Consider the following 21,699-nt stretch of genomic DNA (forward strand, 5'->3'; position numbering starts at 1 on the left):
ATGTAGAACAATTAAGCAAAAACAGGTTTCACAATCACTAAGATAATAATAGCAATAAATGCAATCGCACTAATGACCAAACCTGCACGGCGCTGTGCCAACAAAAGAGTGTCATCTTTTTTAAAGGCTTTCATCAGGGAAGATAACAACACTAAAAATAGAATAATTTTAGCGTAAAACCACGGTTGTACTTGAAAGTCTTTCATGACTAACAAAATTGCACCCGTAATAAAAACCACGGTAAATGACAAATGTTGTAAGGCAACTAATACTTTACGCCCTGCTGGATTGGGTTGTTCACCTTGAACACCTATAAACAGAGTTGAAGCGCGTAAAACAAAGACCATAAGTGCGGCAGCTACCGCAGTCATATGAATAATTTTAGTGAGTAAATGTGCATCCATGAAATTAACCCTTAGCTTTTAGGTGCATGTGCACATTCTGGGCTAGCAGGAGCTTGACCTTGCCACTCACTTGGCAAATAAGCATGAATCGCTAAAGCATGAATTTGGCCTGGATTCATCAAATCAGAAGCTAACGCGTATACTTTTTGATGACGTTGAACCAAACGCAATCCATTAAATTCGTCGCTCACTATAATCACTTTAAAATGAGATTCCTTACCTGGAAAATAACCACCGTGCCCGGCAGACTCATTGGTCACTTCCAAATGACTAGGTGCAAGTGTTTGTAACCGTTCAATCAACTGTTGTTCAAGGCTCATAGCTTTTCCTTTTACGATTATTCGTATATTTAAACCTAGTATACCTTGTCTACACACAAACAAAAGTTGCTCTTGTATGCTTTGACTTCAGACAAAATGTCTATTTATTCGGCAACTTAACAACAAAAATACCGCTAAATGGTCATTTCTGTTTTTATTTTATGCAATCAGCATAATTATTTGCATAAAGTTGTTGACCCTTGTTTTGCTTAATGTATTATAAGCGGCACGCGGGAATAGCTCAGTTGGTAGAGCATAACCTTGCCAAGGTTGGGGTCGCGAGTTCGAGTCTCGTTTCCCGCTCCAAATTGGTTTTTTTTGAGAAAGTTTTAGTAAAAACTGCTTATATATGCGGGAATAGCTCAGTTGGTAGAGCATAACCTTGCCAAGGTTGGGGTCGCGAGTTCGAGTCTCGTTTCCCGCTCCAAATTTAAAAGGCCCTAGTCGAAAGACTGGGGCTTTTTTCTTTTTATCGACCTATGATTTTACGTTCTATCAATTCACAGCATATTCTGAGAATAGCTCAGCTCAAGGCCGAATATTTCATTAATAGACTCAGATTTTTAAACCATTAATTGTATCGAGTTAATCTAGTTATATTTGCAGTGTACTGGTGTTATCCGATGCGTAGATATACATGGCACTAATTGAAAACAATCCAGATCAAATCTTTCTTGGGCAAGAAGCTGCTGTAAACAGATTGAAAAGATAAAGTTATGATCATAGACATAGCTTTGGAAATAATATTCTTCTGTCTTTTGAATATCACGCGTTGAATCGAGAAACTCTATATGTTCAGCTAACACATGAAAGTTGAGCTTCTTTAAATGACGACTCATTCCTTCGCCAGTACATTTAATATAGGATTCTTTTAAGGTCCATATTTGAAAAAACCGTTGATATACAGTGGATGGATCAATCCTTTCATTTTCCTGAATCCATTCAATTTCACTTGGCGCTAACACGCTATCGACACGCATCCAATCGAACTCACAGTCCACCCGTTCAACATCGACTCCTATTTCCCCTTCTTCAGTCACCGCAAGAACAATAACGTCTGCTGAATGACTAAGATTGAAATAAACAGCTTTATTGCCTTGTACAAAAGGTTTGCCGTTAGGTTGTAATTGAATGTTGACCTCATAGGGTGAAATACCCAACTTATCTGATAAAACAAACTTCGTTAAGACACGAGAGATTAAGAAAATTCGTGCCGCATGAGGATGATATTGATCATATCTCAACTTTTCTGCCGCATTGAGAAAGCTGAGATAATGACTCAATATTAAGTGGTTTTGTGGCACCCGTGAAACTGGGCAGACATAAACCTGTACTTTGGAAATATCAGACATCACTGAGCTGTGCTGTGGTGCTGATGTATTTGGTTAGAACTGGTGTGAGATAATCATAAACCGCTTCTACATGAGTAACGTGCGGATTATGGCCTGCGCCAGCAATGATATGTACAGGAATATTAGGACTTATTGTAGTAACAATTGGGTCCTTCTCCCCAACAATGATTTCAACTTTAGAGCTAAGCTCATTTAACAAAGCTGTTTGAGATGCTCGTTGCTGAGGCAAACTAATACGGTGCATATACTCACTAATATGCTTGGCTACCGACACCCGGCGTAATGAATCCATCGCATAACCAACAGATGGATTTTTTTGTCCCTCTGGATGTAAGTCTTTAGCAATCACATCTTTTGGCACAAAACGGAAAATGAGATTAGATATAGCTTGTATCTGAAACATTTTGGCAGCCTGTGCCTGAACAAAATAAGGCGATATGAGAATAAGGCGTGCAACTTTATCTGGGTATTTCTTTGCAAGGCTCAATGCAAAGAGACATCCTAACGAGTGGGCAATCACAACACTATTTGGCGCTAAAAGCTTTGCAGCAGTATCGATAAACTGATGATTGTTGTCCTCCATCACCTCATAACTACCTGAATGCCCAAGTCCGGGCAAGTCCATCATAGCGACCTGATCATATGTAATTTTATTTATGATTGGAAACCAACATGCGCTATCGAATGGAATGCCGTGTAAAAATAGTGCGGAAGATTTTTCTGAACCAACAGGCTGTTTAGTATAGATTTCTGTCCAATATCGGTTCTGATAGCTAAAAGAATTAGGTGTTGGAGCTTGCATACGACCAAAGCGTGTAAGCACCAAACGATCAATCCAGCGAGAAAAATAAGGCATGATATTGATCAGGTCTGCGATGCCCATCTTCGCCGCCATCGCCTCAGCCCCAGCAACATGATAGTGCTCGGTAGAAATGAAAGCGAGCTGCTCTTTTGAGCCACCAAGCAATGCCTCAGGTAGTTTCTCTAATAGACCTTTGGGTACTTGTAAATGTGGTGAGCTAACCCCTAAATGCTCAGCAGCGAGATGAACTAGACGATGAAGTTTTGGTGTCGCAGGATCAAGCAACATATACTCCTGGGCAATCGTCTCAGGATAAGACATCGTTCGGATCAAGAAGCTCACGATATATTGCATATTGCACAGTGGCAGGAATGTATCGCGGCCACCTGGTAATGCCAGCAGACGTCCCTGATATAGCTTATCGATCATGTCAGCGACACCAATGTATTGCATATCGCCATAGTTATAAAAACCATCAATGACTGTCGCCGGATTTATTGCGGTCCATGGCACATTTAAACGCTTACAAGCCTCAATAAAAGCTTGATGTCCTAAAATTTTCGAAGCCTCATAGCCACCATGTTTGCAATACAACTCATCAGCCGACTCTTGCGGTGGAGTAGCAACACGATATCCACCAATCCAGATAAATCGCTCAAGCTGCTTCAATGTTGCCGCCCATTCAATCAAGGCAAGGCCAGACTTAATATTCGTACGCTCAGCTTCAGCTTTACTAATGCCCCAATTAAATGATGCAGCAAGATGATAAATCACATGGATCTTTGTCTGAGCATCTGCTAGCAAAGAGTCCAGCTTAAAGTCACGGCTTAAATCATATTCAACAAACGAAATAGATGGATCAACTAACCCTTCTGTTGCAATAAAACCTAACAGCTTATCTTTCTTGGTTGCGGCATTGCGCAGTGCAGCAATCACCTGATGACCTTCACGCAGAAGATCAACGATCAGTCTACTGCCAATGAAACCCGCCGCACCTGTTACTAATATGGTCTTCTGTGAAAAATTATCTTTTTTTGCGTTATTTAAATTATCCATATATCACCTTATTAGATACTGGGCACTCCAGCATTGTTTTGGAGCGAATTGTCTTAAAAGTTATATCGAACCTGGCCATATACCAGACTATTATCTCTAAATTGTCCTAACACCGTATCATTTCTGCCCCAGAAGCGATCTCCACCTACATTAAACTGCCAGTGGTCATCGAGGTTGTAATTAATACGTACTCTTAATAATTCATTAGGCTCTGGTGCAAAATAGAATCCTGTTACTTCTAATTTCAGATTATCATTCAGTAGATTAAGTGCATAGCGCAACATAGCTCCGTACTGATCCTGCTCATATTGATTACTGATGGTTTGCTGATAACGGTAAACTGTTCTCAATGATGGATTTATTAGACTATCGGCAGATCTTAAGTCCTCCGTATGTTTGTACACGCCGACCAAACTCACGGTGGAATTCTTCAATGCTAATTCTGGACCGATGACTACAGTCAGATTATTTTTTTTGTGCGTAAGATCTTCACTACCTTCTGAGTCAGTTTGGGTATAGGCCGCCTCACCTCGCCATACGATATCGTTATGGTTATAACTGAAATCTACTCCATAAACAGACATAGGATTATTTTTCAGTTGCAATATGGCCTCTCCTGTTGGAGACGCTGAAAGAACTGACAGATCGGGCATATGATCCAAACCCGAGAAATATGATGCACCAACATCTAAACCATCTACAGAATAATCCCAGCGCATTGCAAATGCAGGTCGGCTCTTACGGTCTATGTCATATTGAACACCAGCAATCTGAAGCAATGGAATTACATCTGAACGACTACGCGGATACCACAATGCGGTCCATTTATTGGTTCCAGATTCAGGAATATACGTCAATTTAAGTGCATCATTTCCAAGACGTTGATCTGTCTCATCTGGTACTAGGCGCGTATAGTCACGGGGTGATAGATTATCTGTTGGATTAATCCCATCAGCTCTCCCCCAGACGACAACCTGACGACCAACATCAAGATAGAATGTCTGATCCCAGTTGTAAGAGACATACAACTCACGTAAGTTGCGATTCACCTTACTCACCTGATCTGGGTTTACAGTATGGTCCGTTTCATCTCCAATATTTATGTCATAACGGATCTTGAACTCAGGGTTAAACCTGAGCGTACCATTGGACCAGAAACTTGCTTGCCCAATGTTTTTTAAAGAACTTAAATCCCGATCTGATGACCAGACATCGAGTCTGGCTGAGTTCTGGCTCACAAAACTAATTTCGTTGTCATCTGCATAAGCATGCTGCAGTAGCATAAAGCTACTGCAGCATGCAAATACCCAATAGGCACCTTGCGTCATTTTTCAAGACTCTGCGGTGAGAAAATCTTATCGGATAAAGTTTTTTCTGCGACAAAATCATTGACGATCACTTGTGTCATATGCTGAGTTTGCAGATTTTTCGCCATAGATTTCATGGCTTGCCATCTTGGTTTCACTTTGCCGTAAGGACGGATATCTGTGAACTCAATATGCTTTAATGGTTTGCCTGCTGTATCCCAAATGTCGATGGTTGCTGTAACAAAGTTGTCTTTGAGTATGCACATGCGACGTTTGCTATAACCAAAGTCACTCTTCACAGTATTATTGATTGGTGTTGCTTCGATCGTGTAACAATCTTTGCCATTAAATTTGCCATCTGCAAGTTTCGTGTACTTCCAGTCACTTAACTTATAGCCAAGGACATCACCATAACTAAAGTCCGTGCCAATAAAAGCATCACCCTTATTCGCTGAGGCAAGACGGCGTACTTTTTTCAATGCAGGCAAATAGACAAACATGCTATCACTGCCTTTTGCATTCTCAATCAATAGCGTTGTGGTGCCTTGTACATCTGCTGGCGAGATAAACTCGGTCAAACGCATGTTGTTCTGAGTATTTCCCGCAAGCTTGGTCATATTTTTAGTCAGGCGTACACGTTGCTCACCACTTTTAGAGGTCAAAATAAATTTGGCGCTAGCACTTGAAGACAAGAACTTAGAGGCATCATTACTACGATTAACAATGTCTTGAACTTCATCTGCATGAGATGTTTTAGGCAATGAAAAGGTAAGCGCCGTACCCAACAAAAGGCTTGTCACAACTGTTTGTGCAATAGGAAGGCTCTTCTTCTTTGAAGAAAAGATAAAACGAGGTTTCAACATCAGAATCATTGTAGGTACCATAATTAAGGTTGCAAATACACTGAAAAGCATTGCAATCACAATAAACATTGCTAGCCATTGATGGACATGGAAGCCTTGCGACAAAGACAATACGCCATACCCACCAGCGACTGCAGTCGCAACAAAAAGCGAAGCCTTACCAGCAGTACTTAAAGTTTTACGAATCGCATCTTTGATATCGCCCTCTTCTTCGCGCAAGATTTCACGCAAGCGATAGAGGAAGTAGATGGCGTAATCCGCACCAATACCTACAGCCATGGCTGAGATAAGGGAATTCGGAATATTGAGCGGAATGTCGAGCCAGCCCATCACGCCAAAGATGGCAAGAATTGAGAACAGAAGTGGTGTCAGGACAATCAGTCCAGCTGAAATCGAACGGAAGACCAGTGCTGAAATAAAGAATACAGCAAATGAAATTTGTAGAATGTTCATGAGCTTGCCGTGAACCATCGTTTCAGTCAAAGCAATGGTTTGCGTCACATCACCACCAAAACTTACTACAGCTTTATCACCCAATTGACCCGCCATATACGTTTTTAGCGACTCAAGGATTTCTTTGATTCGATGATTACTACCTGTTTTCAGAAGAATCGTGATCTTGGCATAGCGTTGAGTGGTATCAATGTAAGATTCAAAATCAGTCGGCTCACCAGACATTGAATACAACAGCAGATACTGAGCAACGACATCTTTGGTTGCAGGAACCTGAAATGCCTGTGGCTGATCGGCATTCATTGCCTGATTCATTCGTTTGATATAGTCCACGATAGAGATGGTTTTACCCACCTCTGGAATTGAATTCGCGAACTTTTCTGTATTATCAATCGCTTTTAGGATTTCAGGGTTTTCAATACCATCACGAACCTTCGTATCAACCATAATGTAAAGGCTGTTTGTGCCACCAAGAGACTGATTTAAAAAACTGTCGTCTTGCTGCATTGGTAGGTCACGAGAGAAGAAATTACGGCTATCGTTATCGACCACAATACGGCTAGTGCCGATCGCAAGAAGGACACCCATCGCAGCAATTGCAGTCATTAACATCATTCGCGGACGAACTGACAAAATGACATCACCAATACGGTTTGGAATCCAATCCCAGATAGGCAAACCTTTACGTTTGACCTTTGTAGCCGAAGGCGGTGGCAACATTGAGCGGAGTGCTGGAATAAAAGTCATCTCAATCACCAGCGTACTGATGATCCCAATTCCTGTAAAAATACCAAATGAACGAATCGTTGGAATGTTGAAGGTCAACAGAGAGAAGAATCCAGCCGCTGCAATACCACCAGCCAACACCATAACCGGACCCACACGAACCAAAGACTGCACTACAGCTTCGCTATTGGCAGCTTTAGGTTCCATTCCCTGAGCAATCAAACGATCAAAATCTTCATAGTAGCGCTTGAGCAACTGCACGGCGTGCCCTGCTGCAATGGCCAGAATCAGAATTGGTGTAGGTGAGTTAAAGATATCCATTGGCTGTTTGAACAAGCCCATCATGCCCATACCCCATGCCACAGCCAACAAAGCTGTAACGAGTGGCAGAATCAAACCTTGCTTGCTTCGGAATGCTTCAAAGTGCAATAAACCAATCACCAATACGGCAATCGGGAACAAGATATTGATACGCTTAGAGTAGTCTTCAGCTTTATCCAGATACACAGGATTACCACCGACACTGATGGTCATATCTTTAGACTGTTCGCTCTCTACGATTTTGTTGATTGGGCCCATCATCTTTTGGAAGCCCTCTGGACTTTCCTCAAGCTCAAGCAAAATCGCAGCAGTTCGTTGATCTTTAGATACTACTGAATTCATATAGGTTGGATTCAGTGCCAGTAGTTTTTTCAGGTGATCAATATCTTCCTGAGTGACTGAACTACTCGGCAATAGTTTCTTGGCATCGAACCCTTCTGCATTCGCCTCGATACCTTTTGCCTGACGTGCAGCCAGACTCATCATAGTGGAACGGACCACGCCCGGTGCATTATCAACTTCTTCGGTAATGCGTTTAACTTTTTCCAACACTTGCGGCTGGTAAATATCACCCTGCTTCGGTGTAATCCCGATCACGACCATATATTTGGAGCCGAATTTCTTTTCAATCAGCTTGGTCGAGGTGATGTAAGGATGCCCTTTAGGCGCAAGTGCATCTGGGTCAATAATAATTTTTACGCCAGATGCCAGATACGCTAGAGCAAGTGTTAAGAGCATCACCACAGTCAAGACAATACGACGATGGCTAAGAATCCAACGCGCATATTTCTCCATCATTTGTTGAGTCTTACGAGGTGGTTTATTGGTCTCATGTGTTGGTTTATTTTCATTACCAACTGACTCATAGGCTTCACCCTTCTGAGCCAATGCTTGAAGATTATCAACATCTTTCTTGAACTGAGCGAGCACCATCTTTTTTAGCAGCGCTGGCGGTAATACACCAAAAAAGCTACCTGGTTCTGCCTCAAACACCCATTCAATCCACGTACCTTCCGGATGTGGCTTGAAACGGTAAGTACCAGTGTAGTGAAAGGGTCCTTCCACTACTTTAAACGCATACAATTCGTTCGGTACTAGATGTGTAATTTCACCTTTAAAGGACATTTCACGCCCAATAAAGCTAAAACCAATTTCGTACTTACTACCCACACGCGGAGTACTGTCTAGCAGCTCAGAATGCTTACATGACAATTGCCAACCTGCATCATTGGCCGGGTTTGCAAGATAGTTGAAAACCTTGTCAATCTCGGCCGGTATGAGGAAAGCATGTTCTATGGTCACCATAGTGGTTCTACCTTCTTGTATTTCTTATGCAGGAATTGGGTACATCTGATCAATGGTCTGGGCTACAGCCACGACATTCTCAGCGTACATAATTGATGAATGGTCACCAGGCAAATCCACTTGTGTAAATGTGTCTTTGACCAGTTGATCCCAACCTAAGCTTTCCCCAAAATCTTCCAGCTCATCTTTTGCCTTAACCAAAAGGATTGGAAAATCTTCAGGGTCCGGGAAATAAGTCTGGAGTGCGATGCCATTCGCCAAATAGGTATCAAAATAAAGTCGGAAATCTGCTGGGTCTGCATCTAGAGGCAGAACATTGATGGCCTTAGCTTCTTTAAGTACATGATCAAACATTTGATCTGGACTCAATTCACGCAAGTATTGCGCTGGGATCGTTAACTTTTTGCCATAAGGTGCAGCTAAATCACGGGCGAACCAAGACAAAAGCATGGCATCGTCAGCATCTTCAGGCACATTTTCTGGAATTGGAGCACGAGTATCGATCATGACAATACCTGTGACCTGTTGCCCCATTTGACGCAACTGACGACTGATCTCATATGCAATTGCACCACCGAAACACCAGCCACCGAGGAAATAAGGGCCTTGAGGCTGCATCTTTTGCATTTCAGCAATATAGAGCGTCGCCATTTCTTCAATCGCCACTTCCGCAGCATCGGCTTCAATCAGTCCAGGAGACTGAATAGCACGTAAGGTACGATTCGGGTTAAGGTGACGCGAAAGCTCCATATAACAGAAGGTACTGCCACCAATTGGATGGAACAGCCACAGCGGTTGTTCATAGGTTCCACGGCGTAGTTCAATTACGATAGATGGCTTAATTTCTTTATTTTCGCGAATGATTTCACCCAGACGCTCCACAGTGGAGTACTGTGCCAACAAGGCAACTGACAGTTCGGTACCGAAAGCCTTTTTAAGATGGTTAACAAGCTTCACAGCTAATAGTGAATGCCCACCTAGTTCGAAGAAATCATCATGTATACCAACTCGCTTGACCGACAAGATCTGTTCAAAGGTAGTACACAGCTCGATTTCGATCGGATCACGCGGTGCAACATAATCATTGCTCTGCTCAAACACTGGCTCAGGAAATGCCTTACGATCCAACTTATTGTTGGCCGTCATTGGAAATTCATCCAATCGGATAAACGCACTTGGCACCATATAAGCTGGAAGATGGATTTGCATGGTCTTTTTCAAACCGGCAATATCAAGCTCTTGTCCAGTTACATATGCCACCAATTTCTGGTCATTGCCAGCTGTGGTCTTAACCAGCACTACTGCATCTGTGATACCGCCGATCTGTTTGAGAACATTCTCGATTTCACCTAATTCGATACGGAATCCGCGGATCTTGACCTGAAAGTCCAAACGTCCATGATGAGTCAAACGTCCATCTGTACGCAGGCAGACTTTATCCCCTGTACGGTAGAGTCGACCAGCATTTGGTAGAGATGGCAATGTTCTAAATTGTGCATCTGTCAGTTCAGGTCGATGCCAGTAATCAACTGCCAGACCATCACCGCCAATCCAAAGCTCACCCATAACACCTGGTGGAACTAAACGCTGCTGCTCATCAAGGACATAAAGCTGGGTGTTCGCCAGTGGTTCACCTAAATCAATATACTTTGCATCGGTGATACGAGCTGCACTAGACCACACTGTAGTTTCGGTCGGACCATAGACATTCCATAGGCAACCGACTTTACCCAGCAGTTTTTCTGCCAGAATAGTATCTAACGCTTCGCCTCCACAGAGTGCTGTCAATCCCGCATTGCCGCTCCACTCGCTGTCTAAGAGCATTTTCCAAGAAGCCGGTGTTGCCTGCAGAACATTGATAGACTTAGCATTTAGATAATCTACGAGTTGATTACCATCTTGTGATACTTCACGTGGGCAAACATGCACCACACCGCCGTACATAAGCGGAATGAGTAATTCAAGAATTGAAATATCAAATGCATACGTGGTGATTGCTAACAACTGAGTTTCAGTCGTTACTTGCAATCTATCATTCATAGATAGCAAGAAATTGATAATTGAAGGATGCCCAATACGAACACCTTTAGGCTTACCTGTCGAACCTGATGTGTACATCACATAAGCTATGTCACCAAAGGCAAGCGTCTCGCGCACTTTCTCAAGTGCCACAACACCAGCTTGATTGATATCTAAGCGAGGCACAGAACTGTTAAGAGCATCCATTAACTCGGTTTGAGTCAAGATGACTTTAGGTTCGGCATCTTCAATGATGTTCTGTAGACGTTCAGTTGGGAAATTAGGATCCAGTGGTACATAAGCTGCACCTGCCGCCCAGATTCCAAGGATTGCTGCTGGCAATAATGCTGTGCGGTCTAACATTAGACCTACACGATCGCCCTGAGTAATACCGTGTGCACGCAAATATTCAGCAATACCAGCAATATGTTGACCTAACTCACGATAGCTAACCGTATGATCATTTGAGGTCAAAGCATGATTGTCACCACGCTCATCAATCTGCTTGAGAATCATTGCGAATAGATCATGCTGAGCATAATCAGTCGCCTTTCCACGGAGGGCCTCGAACTGAATACCATCTTTATAATCAGGTGCGATATCTAACTCAACGATCTTACGTTCAGGGTGAGCCACCATCTCAGATAGTACAGCTTGCAGCAGTTGCACCATATTTTCGGCAGATTGCGCAGAAAATAGATCAGTGTTGTATTTCAGTACACCAACAAGTTCACCTTGATATTCACCGCCCATTTCCAGCGTAATATCCAACTGTCCTTCTTGCTGGCGAACCGGAAAACTTCCTAACGTCAAATCTTGTCCAACTAAAGTGGCTGGAGTCTGAATTGGCAGAAGTAATTCTTTAAACTCATCCATCCCCCCTAGACGTTCCCAGAACATTCCTACCTGAGCCAATGGGTTAATACTGCCATCACGCTTTGGTGAAACAGCCTCAACTACTCTAGAAAAAGCAACTTTTTGATGCTTAAGGCTCTGTCTTAATTGTTCCTGAACTTGCTGTGTAAATTGACGTAAAGTCAAATCAGCATCAATGTCCATTTGAATAGCTATTGTGTTGACGAACTGCCCCAATGCATTACGCAAAGAGCGTTCAAGTCGACCAGCTACAGGTGTAGCAATAACTAGATTATTTTCATTAGAGAGTTTGTGCAGCAGGATATAGAAACCAGATAGCACAAGTCCGAACAATGTGATCTCATAATCTTTCGCCAAATTTACAAGACCAGATGACACTGATTCAGGTACACGGAAAGCCAGTGAGCTACCCTTATGCTGCTGTACAGCTGGACGAGGATAATCAAGTGGAATGCTATGCACATGTGGTGCATGCTTCAGTGCATTTTTCCAGAAAATTAAACTTTCATCAGCATCATCGATTACGCTGCTCTGCTGCTTATCGGCATACTGTGCAAACTCAATTCCGTTCACTGTATCCGACTCTGCAACGAGTCCAAAACGTTTGCTGACGTCTCGTAGCAACAGACCAATTGACCAAAAATCCATGAGCGCATGATGAATCACAACTGCAATCACATAGTGATTTTGTCCACGCTCATAACAATGGATACGCCACAATGGTGGCTGAGTCAGGTCAAACGGCTGCTTGGTATCTTGTTCAACCAATTGCGTCAAATCAGAAGCTTCAATATGACGAGCATCAGAAAAGATAATATTCGGATAGACGCGATCCCAGATCAGTTGCTCAATCCCCTGATCATTGGCAGGCATGCTTACTCGCAACAGCGGATAATCATGCATGACCGCTTCCAGAATCTCCATCGGCTTGTTGCCTAATGGTTGATTGACCTTCACATCAAAGGCCACCACCATATTGTAGGCACTGCAAGTTGGCTCAAGACGCTGGATGTACCAAATACCAAGCTGTTCCGCAGAAATCGCATGACGAGACAGAACTTCTGGTTCTAGTCGTGCAAGGTTGTTCATGAAGCAACTCCCTGTTGCAACTCAGAAACAAGATATTCAGCCAACGCATTGATAGTCGGGTAATCCCATAATAGTGTCGGCTCAAGCTCTAGTTTTGTCAGATCTTCTAGGTCCCCAGACACAGACAAAGCAACGATCGAATCAAGACCGTAACTGGTAAATTTTTGGTCTGGATCAATAGTTTCAGGCTCTACACGCATTTCTTTGGCTACTAGCGTACGAATGATTGCGCTCCAGTAAGCTTTATCTTTATTCATGGGGTAATTTCCTCTTTAACCGGTTTGGCATCACGTGGTGCCAGTGCAAAATCGATGACAGATAACATATGGTTGGTTGAAATTCGGTCTAGCAAATCTGCCAATGTGCTTTCACGTAATGACGTCATTGGAGGGGCTGTCTGCCCTTCAGCGGAATTTAAGAAAATGATCAGCCATGCACCATCCTGTAAAGCAGGCCTTAAGCCATGACGGTTGAAGACCCAGAAACCCAGCACAGCAATGCGAGCAAATAACTCTGCATAACTACGCGCAAGACTAAAGCGCAACGTTTCAAACTCTTTGCTTTGCTCAGAATTTGAGAAGTAATCCTGAATTTTTTGATCCAACGAATGCTGCTCAACCAGAAGTTGGTTTGCTTGTTCACGTAGCGTGGTGAGTGTCACAGCAGACAACCCTGCTGTGACATCGGCATCGTTGAGCATTTCGATGATTGTCCCTAGTGATTCCATCACCAAGTCACCATCTCGGTTGAAAATTTCAAGCTCGCGGAAATCAATAGCACCTGTCTCTACCTGCAAGTCATACAACTGGCGATAGCGTGCTTTAGCTTCGGCTTGGTTGAGATGGTCAGCTTTTTTGCTACGACCTTTATTGGCAGATTTGAGCTGGAAACTCAGGCTGTCTAGACAGACGGTGCTACTACCGTCAAACACACTAACAATTAGATGGTCTCTGAATGCTTTCTGATACATACCATCCGCATATGCATTTCTTAAGAAAAAACGCGACCCAAGCACTGAAGAAGTGATCTTGGCGAGTGACTCTACATACTCAGGTACGAGTACTTTGACGATTGGTGACCATGTACTGAACTGATTGATACAAACATGTAACCCACGCGCACCAACGAGTGATAACACCTCAGCAGCTAAAAGGTAGGCATAGGCTGTCGCGAGTTGCTCACGTACCAACGGAATGCTTATTACTTTTTTGTTATATAACTCGCGTTCAATAGCAAACTCGGTCGCGATACGTAGCATGGTATCGCCAGCACCAAGAGAGAAGCTACTGCAATATGCACGTGTTACCTGTAGAGTCTTGAGACCAAGCTCTAACCCTTGGCCTTCTTCACCGATCAAAGCATCTTTGTGAATTTCAGCATTGTTAAAACCAATACCGCTGATATCTAGACCACGCATACCCACTGTTGGTAGTCGGTTCAGGCTATATGTTCCTTTAGAAGCCATATGACGCTTATCGAGCCAGAATGCGCTTAGGCTACGTGGTCCACGATCGTCTGATGTTTTAGCGATCAGACTTAAAGAGTCCCCTAAAGTGGCACGGTTAATTGACCATTTTTCGCCATTTAAAACATATTTACTCTCGGTAGATTGCGCTGTCACTTCACTCGATAGCAGGTCGGCGCCATGGGCTTTCTCGCTATAAGCCAGCGCTGGAGCAGCACCACTCAAAATTCGACTAGCAATATTTTGGCATTGATTCGCATTACCGCCGATCCAGACAATCACGGACCAAGCATTCGTGCTATAAGTCGAATTGATGGTTAGATCTCGTCGTGCTAGCACGCGATGTAGATATAGCAATTCTTCACCAATTTCCATACGACCTCCAAGCTCTGAAGGTACATAGAAACGGTTCATACCCACCGCATTCAGAAAATCAACAGCACGCTGAGGGTACTGTTCTTTCTCATCACGTTCGATGGCAGCGGACCAAGAAAAGTCGTTGTTAGTATCATGTACGGAGCCTAAAATTTGCTCCAGACGAGCGGCAGATTGAAACTGCCGCAAATTGGAAGTAAGTGACATGAATTTTCACTCAAATGATTAAAGGGTAAGGGTTTAAAACAAAGCACTTTTCAGACGATTAAAAATCAGCTTGCGCACTTCACGTTCCTTGATCATTGAGTTGAGTAGATTGGAGCTATAACGAATCAGCTGCCCCCGCTGCTCACGATCACGGATGACTTCTAAACCGTTCTTGACATAGTTTCGAGCAATCACCGTTCTACGGTTTGGATGGGTTAAACAGACCAATTGACCGCGTTCGATCTGCTCTTTAATTTTTCTTCTTCTAATTTTGCCGCTCGTGGTCTTATTTATTCGGCCTTGATGCAGTAAAAAGACACCTTCTACAGGCAAGCCAATCTCAGCTGTCACTTGTTCCTTAACCTGAGTTCTAATGGCTTCAAAATTGAGAGTCTTATCTAGTGACTTCTTCTTGATTTCAAGTACAACCGTAACACCGTCAGAATCAGCAACATTCACTGCTGCAACACAACCTTTACGAACAGCAGGATGCGCCATTTCAACAGAGCACTCGATATCTTGTGGATAATAGTTCTTGCCACGAATGATAATCACATCCTTAAGACGACCAGTCACATAAAGGTTTCCATCTTTGATAAAGCCCATATCGCCCGTTCTTAAATAATGTATTTGGCTAGGCTGACCCGCGTCATCAATGATAGTCGCCGCAAAAGTTTCCTGATTGAACTCTGGCTTCTGCCAGTAACCTGCTGTCACACTCTCACCCGCCAACCAGATTTCACCGACTTCATGATCAGCTACTTCTTGACGGGTATGCGGATTGACGATGCGGCAATCTATGTGCGCAGATATCTTGCCACAGCTCACCACTTGCACAGCATTCTGGTCTTGACTGCTTTGTACCAAGTGGGCATTTAATTTGTCACGATCAAGTGAAATTGCATTGAGAGGACCGGTTACACCACTGACTAAAAGCGTGACCTCTGCCAAGCCATAGCATGGTAAGAAAGTATCCAGTTTCAATTTCGATTGAGTATTAAACTTCTCCATGAAGCGCTGCATAACGTGAGCTTTGATTGGCTCGGCACCGTTAAACATTACACGAACGCGACTCAGATCAAGCGCTGCAGCATCCTCATCAGAGATACGATGCAAACACAATTCATAGGCAAAGTTTGGTCCACCACTGATCGTGACACCTTTCTCACTAATGAATTGTAGCCATTTTAGTGGTTTACGGATGAAGTCTAATGGTGACATAACATAACAAGTTAGCCCCACATAAACGGTCTGTAAAACTGAGCCAATTAATCCCATATCGTGATAAACAGGAAGCCATGTCAGACCAATATCATCAGGTTGCGTACAAAATGCTTCGGCAATCATGACTTCATTTGCCATAATATTCTTATGGGTAACGATCACTCCTTTAGGCCAACCTGTTGATCCCGAAGTATATTGCAGGAAGCAGATATCTTGTTCTGCAATAAGCGGAAAATCCTTTTCTACCAAATCACGCTGTAATTCAGTATCAACGGCATGCAATATTAGACTTTCATTTTGAGCCTTTAATGTAATCAGACCTGATAGCTCAAGAATCTTTTTTGTTGTGAGTACGATCTTTGGCTCACAGTCATTCATAATATTCAAAATATTAGAAAAACCATTACGATTAAACGGTAAGCTGACTGGTACTGCGATAATTTTGGCTTTCAGACAGGCAAAGAACGATACGATAAAGTCTAGGCCAGGTTCAAATAGCAATACTGCACGATCGCCACTGTCTACAAGATTTAGTAGTATCTGAGCTTGGTGTTGAACTCGCTTATTGAGTTCCGCATACGTCAGAGATTGAATACCACCAGATTGACGTCCTAAATACTCGAAAGCGGTCTTAGCTCCATTTAATTTCGCGTGGGATTCCAAAGTTGCAATGATATTATCCGTACACATTACAGCCATAACTTACTCCGATTAATTATAATTAACCCTTAAAAAAAAACCTGCTATTTCAGAAATTCAACTTCTAGCTGAGGGTTTAATAAAAATGAATATACTTTTTTGTTTAAAATATAAATTCACATTATATTTTATGTGTGAGTGTTTTTTATTACACCTGTAAGTATTTACAGGTTAGGTAGCTTTTATTTAAAATTAAGAATTTAAATTACTTTTATAATTATTTTTTATTCAGTTATAGACTACAAATTTTTATAATTAATTAAATTTAAAAACTCATCCTGATAGTCTCGATCCAGAGACTCTTAAGCAAAATTTTTGAAGATTTTCTAATCTATAAAACACGTACTTAGTTCGAATTTTTCTTTTATAGGTCCTTAAATTTAGGTTCTTACTTGAGATAACATTTATAATTTCTATGATTAAATTTAATCTAATTCAGAACCATATTCACTCCACCACCCCTTTACATTCAAAGGAAAGAATTGAGTTAATCATATTTAACTAACAATTAAAGAATCAAAATTAGGTATCATCCAAGAGTTATAAAGTTAATTTCTTAAATCTATCAACTTCACTTTAAGATTGTGTAAAAATATTAAAAAATTAAAGGCAGCAGTAATAATATATATTTTAATCACAATAAATATTGTATTCTAAATCAAAATAAAACAACAATTTAAATTTAATTAAACTATAAATAGCTTTAGATAGCTTAAATGAAAATTAAATTATTTATATTTATTAAAATAAATATTATTTTTAACGTTTGGTTTAAAATACAAACAAAATATATTTATTCAATTTCATATTATAAACTTGGTTTTACAAAAGGCCTAGCATTACAGCCCTGATAGCTGCTGATATTTTATTATTTACGTTTAACTTTTGCATTGAGTTACAGAGATGGAAATTTACTGTTCTTTCAGTTACTCCGAGAATCTGGGCAATTTCTGCTGACGTTTTACCCTCAGCAGTCCAACGCAGTGCCTCTTTTTCTCGGTTCGTTAAATAAAGATTAAACTGAGCGAATTCCACCTCATTTACAACTTTAGCAATGCTAGAATGCACGGTTTGAGACAACCAATACATATTTGTATATTGTGCCTTTTGCTCTTTTTCCGACAATTGGTCATTGGATCTTGCGAGTGTTAACATCCCTCTGGTTCCAATAAAGTCGCGGCTTGACTGAGCCCAACCGACATTAAGGCCATAAGAGCGCGCCTCCTCCCAGAAATCTTTTTCTTCTTGTGTCTTTGCAGATTGGCTCGACCAGACAAGAGGTTGAAGTGATACCATACAATGCTGCACTGTTGGATCTATCTTCACATAATGCTGTTCCACATAACGCTTTTGCCATGCTTCTGGATAATTATTCAACATAATCGTTTTTGGTTCAGCAATAGATAATGGCGACTGCATACCATAAGCACAATAATCAAATCCAAGTTTTGAAGCTGTAGATTTAACGATCTCAAACAGCTGGTATTCATTTTTTACGATCAGAAATTCTGATAATAAATCCTCTTGCCAATTTTCCATTTACTCTCATTAGACTCCATTCACAAATCATTTTTTGTTCAGTTGCATATTGTGAATTCAAACAATCCAATTGAAGCGTAGATCTATTCGTTTACCTTTATTTCAATAAAGCTTTTAAATACCTAATTTTCTTTATCTGATTTCTCAATTTCAGATTTTGAATTCATCATCTAATTAACAACTCTTTTAAGCCAGATATGGTCGTAAATTATTCAGCCAAACTAAATTTATGAGAGCCTCTAAGGTTGTTATATTCCATGTGCGGATTATGCTTGAAAAATTAAATTTTACAGGATGCATTTTATTCCAAAAAATAAGTATTTTAAAAAAGATCAAGGAGACCTATTAATTATTATTGATATTCAGTTTTCATTAATTTAATTAAACAATATTTTCTATCAACTATCTAGCCGGTATAATTTTACTAATTATTATGTAAAGAAACTAAATACACCTTTAATAATTTAATAAATCAAGCAATTACATTACAACTCACCTTGCTTAGGATTATTATTTTAACAATGAGAATTGATGCACACTAAAAAATCTATCACAACACCAATCTACTTAGCATTTTTTTAAAAGGCAGTTTGCATATTAAAACTACAAAATTCTCGTTTTTTCATAAGTAAGCCTTAAAGGCTGAATAACTCTCTAGTAAGAACAGCTTAACGGTGTATGCCATACAATTACATTTAACCTGTTAAACATAACAGTATTTTATTGGCAATAATTTATGTTATTTATCCATTGAACCCCAATTCAAGTCACTTGAACAGGTAGCATGGTCACCATCCCCCCTCATTTCTCAATATCAGCAGATGGTTTTATTCGACTGAATGAAAACCAGCTTATGAACTATCCACTCCAACACCTCATATCTATTGTTGAGTCAACACAAATTGAAGATTCTCAAATTCTCTATTATGGTTTTACTGAATGGGCAACATCACTGACCCCAGCTTTAAGTACGGGATGGGATTGGGAATTTATTGAGTACAATGGCATCACGAGTATAAAAAGAATTGGACTGCCTCGAAGCAATATTATGCTTGTTGATGTATCTGGTACAGATATTGGATTTGAAGTTACTGAAACACTAATTGAAAAGAAAATCGATACTTTGTTCTGGGAACAGTTCATTTATGCCCACATCAATACAACTCAGACAAAGGCTAAATTAACCCCATATTTCTCTTAGAAACCTGTAAATTCTTACAGTTACCGCTTCCCCACCTGTTAAGTAAAGTCACTTGAAAAATAAGTGGAAGCACTTGTAATGAATGTTATTGCTGGATTTCAAAATAATTTTTCAGAAGGCCTATATACTAAATTTAAAAATTACCGCTATAGGGTATTTGTTGAATATTTAGGTTGGGAGTTGAACTGTCCTAATAATGAAGAACTAGATCAGTTTGACAAAGTCGATACCGCCTATGTCGTCGCTCAAGATAGAGAATCTAATATTATTGGTTGTGCCAGATTACTACCGACTACTCAACCTTATTTACTTGTTGAGATATTTCCTCAATTACTTAATGGAATGCCTATTCCTTGCTCACCAGAAATTTGGGAGTTATCAAGATTCTCAGCCGTAGATTTCTCGAATCCGCCATCTTCAGCTAGTCAAGCTGTGTCATCGCCCGTCTCTATTGCAATTCTGCAAGAATCTATCAACTTTGCAAGAGAACAAGGTGCAAAACAACTCATTACCACCTCTCCTCTGGGGGTAGAACGGTTATTACGTGCTGCGGGTTTTCGTGCTCATCGTGCAGGCCCACCCATGGTTATTGATGGATATGCGATGTTTGCATGCTTGATTGATGTTTAATTTCTTATTTGGGACTCATACTATTTTTGGCATGAGTCCCAATTTTTATATAGTTAGGTAGCAATACGACTAAGAAACATTAATACCTATTAATCAATTTTGGTTTTTAAATTTAAATTCGACTTTTTATAATAAGTTTCATCCGTTTTAGCACTCCAATCGCGCGGCATAAATGACGTCGATATAATTGCGACTACGGCCATACTTCCAATATAAAGCATAATTAGATATGGATTACCCTGCCCGACACTCAATAATTTAGTAGCAATCATCGGTGCCAAACCACCACCTAATACACCAGCCAACTGTACCGAAATTGAAATTCCACTATAACGAATTTCTGCCGGAAATTGACGGGCAAAAAGCTGAGCTTGTGGTGCGTACATAATTGGGAACACAACGCCAATTGCTAAAACAATTGCTGTCCACACTAATACCGGATCTTTTGTATTGAGCATGGTAAAAAATGGATAGCAGTAAAGCGCCAGTATGCATAGGCCAAACATAAACATATTGCGTTGGCCGACTTTATCTGACAAATGTCCACATAACGGCGTCATAAATAAAATCACGGCTGCGCCGCAAATGGTGGCAAATAAAATGTCTTGGCGTGGAATTCCAAGTTGTGCAGTGGTATAAGCCAATGTAAATGTTGAAGCAATATAGAACCATGCATTTTCGGCAGCGCGAGCCAAAATAATAGTGATGAGTTGCTTTGGATGGTTTTTAAAAACCTGTAGAGCAGGAACTTTAACTTCTTCAGACTGCTGTTTTACTTTTTCGAAATCTGGTGACTCAGGCACTTTTACTCGAATATACCAACCCACTGCCAGTAAAATAATACTGGCAAGAAATGGTAAACGCCAACCCCAGCTAAACAGTGCTTCTTCAGGTAATAGCGACACCAGACCCAACGCGATTGAGGCTAGCATTAAGCCACCACCTGTACTGGCTTGAGGCAAGCTTCCCCAAAATCCTTTACCGCCTTCAGGTGCATGTTCAACGGCCATCAGTACAGCACCGCCCCATTCACCGCCCATTGCCATACCTTGAATAAATCGTAAGACAACCAAACCAATCGCAGCCCAATATCCAATTGATTCATAAGTCGGTAATAAGCCAATCAGTACGGTTGGGATCCCCATGAGCATCAAGGTCAGTAGCAACATCGATTTACGGCCAATCTTGTCACCAAAATGACCAAAGACTAAGCCGCCTAATGGTCTTCCAATAAACCCAACGGCATAAGTTGCAAATGCAGCAAGCACGCCGGTAAGTGCATCTAGATTTGGGAAAAATAGCTTATTAAAAATGAGCGCTGCTGCCGCACCGTAAATAAAAAAGTCATACCATTCAATGGTGGTGCCGACCATGCTAGAGATACCTGCTAATCGATGTGACGACTTTTTAGTATTTGAACCGTTTCCATGTATTGATTGCATCGTAATATCCTTTTTAGATTTTCT

At 41.2% G+C, this 21,699-nt stretch carries 14 protein-coding genes and 2 tRNA genes; 4 read left to right on the plus strand and 12 right to left on the minus strand.

Going from position 1 to position 21,699, the window contains the following annotated elements:
* Positions 1-11 precede the first annotated feature (11 nt).
* Both KIP84_RS17905 and KIP84_RS17910 read right to left on the minus strand, forming a co-directional pair.
* Entirely contained in the window at positions 12-404 is a 393-nt protein-coding gene (locus tag KIP84_RS17905; protein ID WP_005071964.1) for a SirB2 family protein, read from the minus strand.
* 11 nt (positions 405-415) lie between these two features.
* Positions 416-724: a BolA family protein gene (locus tag KIP84_RS17910; protein ID WP_060466359.1), complete on the minus strand. Its 309-nt coding sequence runs from the start codon at positions 722-724 to the stop codon at positions 416-418.
* Positions 725-954: 230 nt separating this feature from the next.
* On the opposite strand from KIP84_RS17910, the gene KIP84_RS17915 reads away from it, so the two are divergent.
* Both KIP84_RS17915 and KIP84_RS17920 read left to right on the plus strand, forming a co-directional pair.
* Positions 955-1,030, plus strand: a tRNA-Gly gene (locus KIP84_RS17915).
* A 45-nt stretch (positions 1,031-1,075) separates the two neighbouring features.
* A tRNA-Gly gene (locus KIP84_RS17920) sits at positions 1,076-1,151 on the plus strand.
* A gap of 163 nt (positions 1,152-1,314) precedes the next feature.
* Here the strand turns inward: KIP84_RS17920 and KIP84_RS17925 are convergent.
* The 9 genes from KIP84_RS17925 to abaR form a co-directional block, all read right to left on the minus strand.
* Positions 1,315-2,076 (minus strand): 4'-phosphopantetheinyl transferase superfamily protein, encoded by a 762-nt coding sequence (locus KIP84_RS17925; RefSeq protein ID WP_213689013.1) that lies wholly within the window; start codon positions 2,074-2,076, stop codon positions 1,315-1,317.
* The gene (locus tag KIP84_RS17930; RefSeq protein ID WP_125739686.1) at positions 2,069-3,934 is read right to left on the minus strand and encodes an alpha/beta fold hydrolase; all 1,866 of its coding nucleotides are present in this window, start codon (positions 3,932-3,934) and stop codon (positions 2,069-2,071) included. The genes KIP84_RS17925 and KIP84_RS17930 overlap by 8 nt, the downstream gene beginning before the upstream one ends.
* Positions 3,935-3,987: 53 nt before the next feature.
* The gene (locus KIP84_RS17935; RefSeq protein ID WP_213689014.1) at positions 3,988-5,262 is read right to left on the minus strand and encodes a DUF1302 family protein; all 1,275 of its coding nucleotides are present in this window, start codon (positions 5,260-5,262) and stop codon (positions 3,988-3,990) included.
* Complete coding sequence (locus tag KIP84_RS17940) at positions 5,259-8,909, minus strand: outer membrane lipoprotein-sorting protein (RefSeq protein WP_213689015.1); 3,651 nt, start codon at positions 8,907-8,909, stop codon at positions 5,259-5,261. Before KIP84_RS17940 ends, KIP84_RS17935 begins: the two co-directional genes overlap by 4 nt.
* 24 nt (positions 8,910-8,933) lie before the next feature.
* Positions 8,934-12,893 (minus strand): non-ribosomal peptide synthetase, encoded by a 3,960-nt coding sequence (locus KIP84_RS17945; RefSeq protein WP_213689016.1) that lies wholly within the window; start codon positions 12,891-12,893, stop codon positions 8,934-8,936.
* On the minus strand, positions 12,890-13,150 hold the full coding sequence (locus KIP84_RS17950) for an acyl carrier protein (protein ID WP_001030690.1): 261 nt from the start codon (positions 13,148-13,150) through the stop codon (positions 12,890-12,892). The genes KIP84_RS17945 and KIP84_RS17950 overlap by 4 nt, the downstream gene beginning before the upstream one ends.
* The gene (locus KIP84_RS17955; RefSeq protein ID WP_213689863.1) at positions 13,147-14,922 is read right to left on the minus strand and encodes an acyl-CoA dehydrogenase; all 1,776 of its coding nucleotides are present in this window, start codon (positions 14,920-14,922) and stop codon (positions 13,147-13,149) included. The genes KIP84_RS17950 and KIP84_RS17955 overlap by 4 nt, the downstream gene beginning before the upstream one ends.
* A gap of 51 nt (positions 14,923-14,973) precedes the next feature.
* Complete coding sequence (locus tag KIP84_RS17960) at positions 14,974-16,863, minus strand: fatty acyl-AMP ligase (protein ID WP_213689017.1); 1,890 nt, start codon at positions 16,861-16,863, stop codon at positions 14,974-14,976.
* 822 nt (positions 16,864-17,685) lie between these two features.
* Positions 17,686-18,402, minus strand: a complete 717-nt coding sequence (gene abaR, locus KIP84_RS17965; RefSeq protein ID WP_213689018.1) for a LuxR family transcriptional regulator AbaR — start codon at positions 18,400-18,402, stop codon at positions 17,686-17,688.
* Between the two features lie 784 nt (positions 18,403-19,186).
* Between abaR and KIP84_RS17970 the strand changes: the two genes are divergently transcribed.
* Together KIP84_RS17970 and abaI are read left to right on the plus strand one after the other, a co-directional pair.
* Positions 19,187-19,603 carry a DUF4902 domain-containing protein gene (locus KIP84_RS17970; RefSeq protein WP_206224428.1) on the plus strand — a complete coding sequence of 139 codons (417 nt, stop codon included), beginning with the start codon at positions 19,187-19,189 and terminating at the stop codon, positions 19,601-19,603.
* Positions 19,604-19,666: 63 nt separating this feature from the next.
* Positions 19,667-20,233, plus strand: coding sequence for an acyl-homoserine-lactone synthase AbaI (gene abaI, locus KIP84_RS17975; RefSeq protein ID WP_213689019.1), 567 nt, complete (start codon positions 19,667-19,669; stop codon positions 20,231-20,233).
* A gap of 89 nt (positions 20,234-20,322) precedes the next feature.
* Here abaI and KIP84_RS17980 read toward each other — a convergent pair whose 3' ends face one another.
* Positions 20,323-21,675: an MFS transporter gene (locus KIP84_RS17980; protein WP_032005649.1), complete on the minus strand. Its 1,353-nt coding sequence runs from the start codon at positions 21,673-21,675 to the stop codon at positions 20,323-20,325.
* Positions 21,676-21,699 lie beyond the last annotated feature (24 nt).

This window comes from Acinetobacter sp. BHS4, from assembly GCF_018454425.1.
GTDB classification, from domain to species: domain Bacteria; phylum Pseudomonadota; class Gammaproteobacteria; order Pseudomonadales; family Moraxellaceae; genus Acinetobacter; species Acinetobacter pittii.

Excerpts from the sequence above, each read along its gene's own strand:
- KIP84_RS17940 (WP_213689015.1), bottom strand. The coding sequence starts at position 8,909 with ATGGTGACCATAGAACATGCTTTCCTCATACCGGCCGAGATTGACAAG.
- KIP84_RS17905 (WP_005071964.1), bottom strand. The coding sequence starts at position 404 with ATGGATGCACATTTACTCACTAAAATTATTCATATGACTGCGGTAGCT.
- KIP84_RS17945 (WP_213689016.1), bottom strand. The coding sequence starts at position 12,893 with ATGAACAACCTTGCACGACTAGAACCAGAAGTTCTGTCTCGTCATGCG.
- KIP84_RS17930 (WP_125739686.1), bottom strand. The coding sequence starts at position 3,934 with ATGGATAATTTAAATAACGCAAAAAAAGATAATTTTTCACAGAAGACC.
- KIP84_RS17980 (WP_032005649.1), bottom strand. The coding sequence starts at position 21,675 with ATGCAATCAATACATGGAAACGGTTCAAATACTAAAAAGTCGTCACAT.
- KIP84_RS17950 (WP_001030690.1), bottom strand. The coding sequence starts at position 13,150 with ATGAATAAAGATAAAGCTTACTGGAGCGCAATCATTCGTACGCTAGTA.
- KIP84_RS17970 (WP_206224428.1), top strand. The coding sequence starts at position 19,187 with ATGGTCACCATCCCCCCTCATTTCTCAATATCAGCAGATGGTTTTATT.
- KIP84_RS17935 (WP_213689014.1), bottom strand. The coding sequence starts at position 5,262 with ATGACGCAAGGTGCCTATTGGGTATTTGCATGCTGCAGTAGCTTTATG.
- abaR (WP_213689018.1), bottom strand. The coding sequence starts at position 18,402 with ATGGAAAATTGGCAAGAGGATTTATTATCAGAATTTCTGATCGTAAAA.
- KIP84_RS17960 (WP_213689017.1), bottom strand. The coding sequence starts at position 16,863 with ATGGCTGTAATGTGTACGGATAATATCATTGCAACTTTGGAATCCCAC.
- KIP84_RS17925 (WP_213689013.1), bottom strand. The coding sequence starts at position 2,076 with ATGTCTGATATTTCCAAAGTACAGGTTTATGTCTGCCCAGTTTCACGG.
- KIP84_RS17910 (WP_060466359.1), bottom strand. The coding sequence starts at position 724 with ATGAGCCTTGAACAACAGTTGATTGAACGGTTACAAACACTTGCACCT.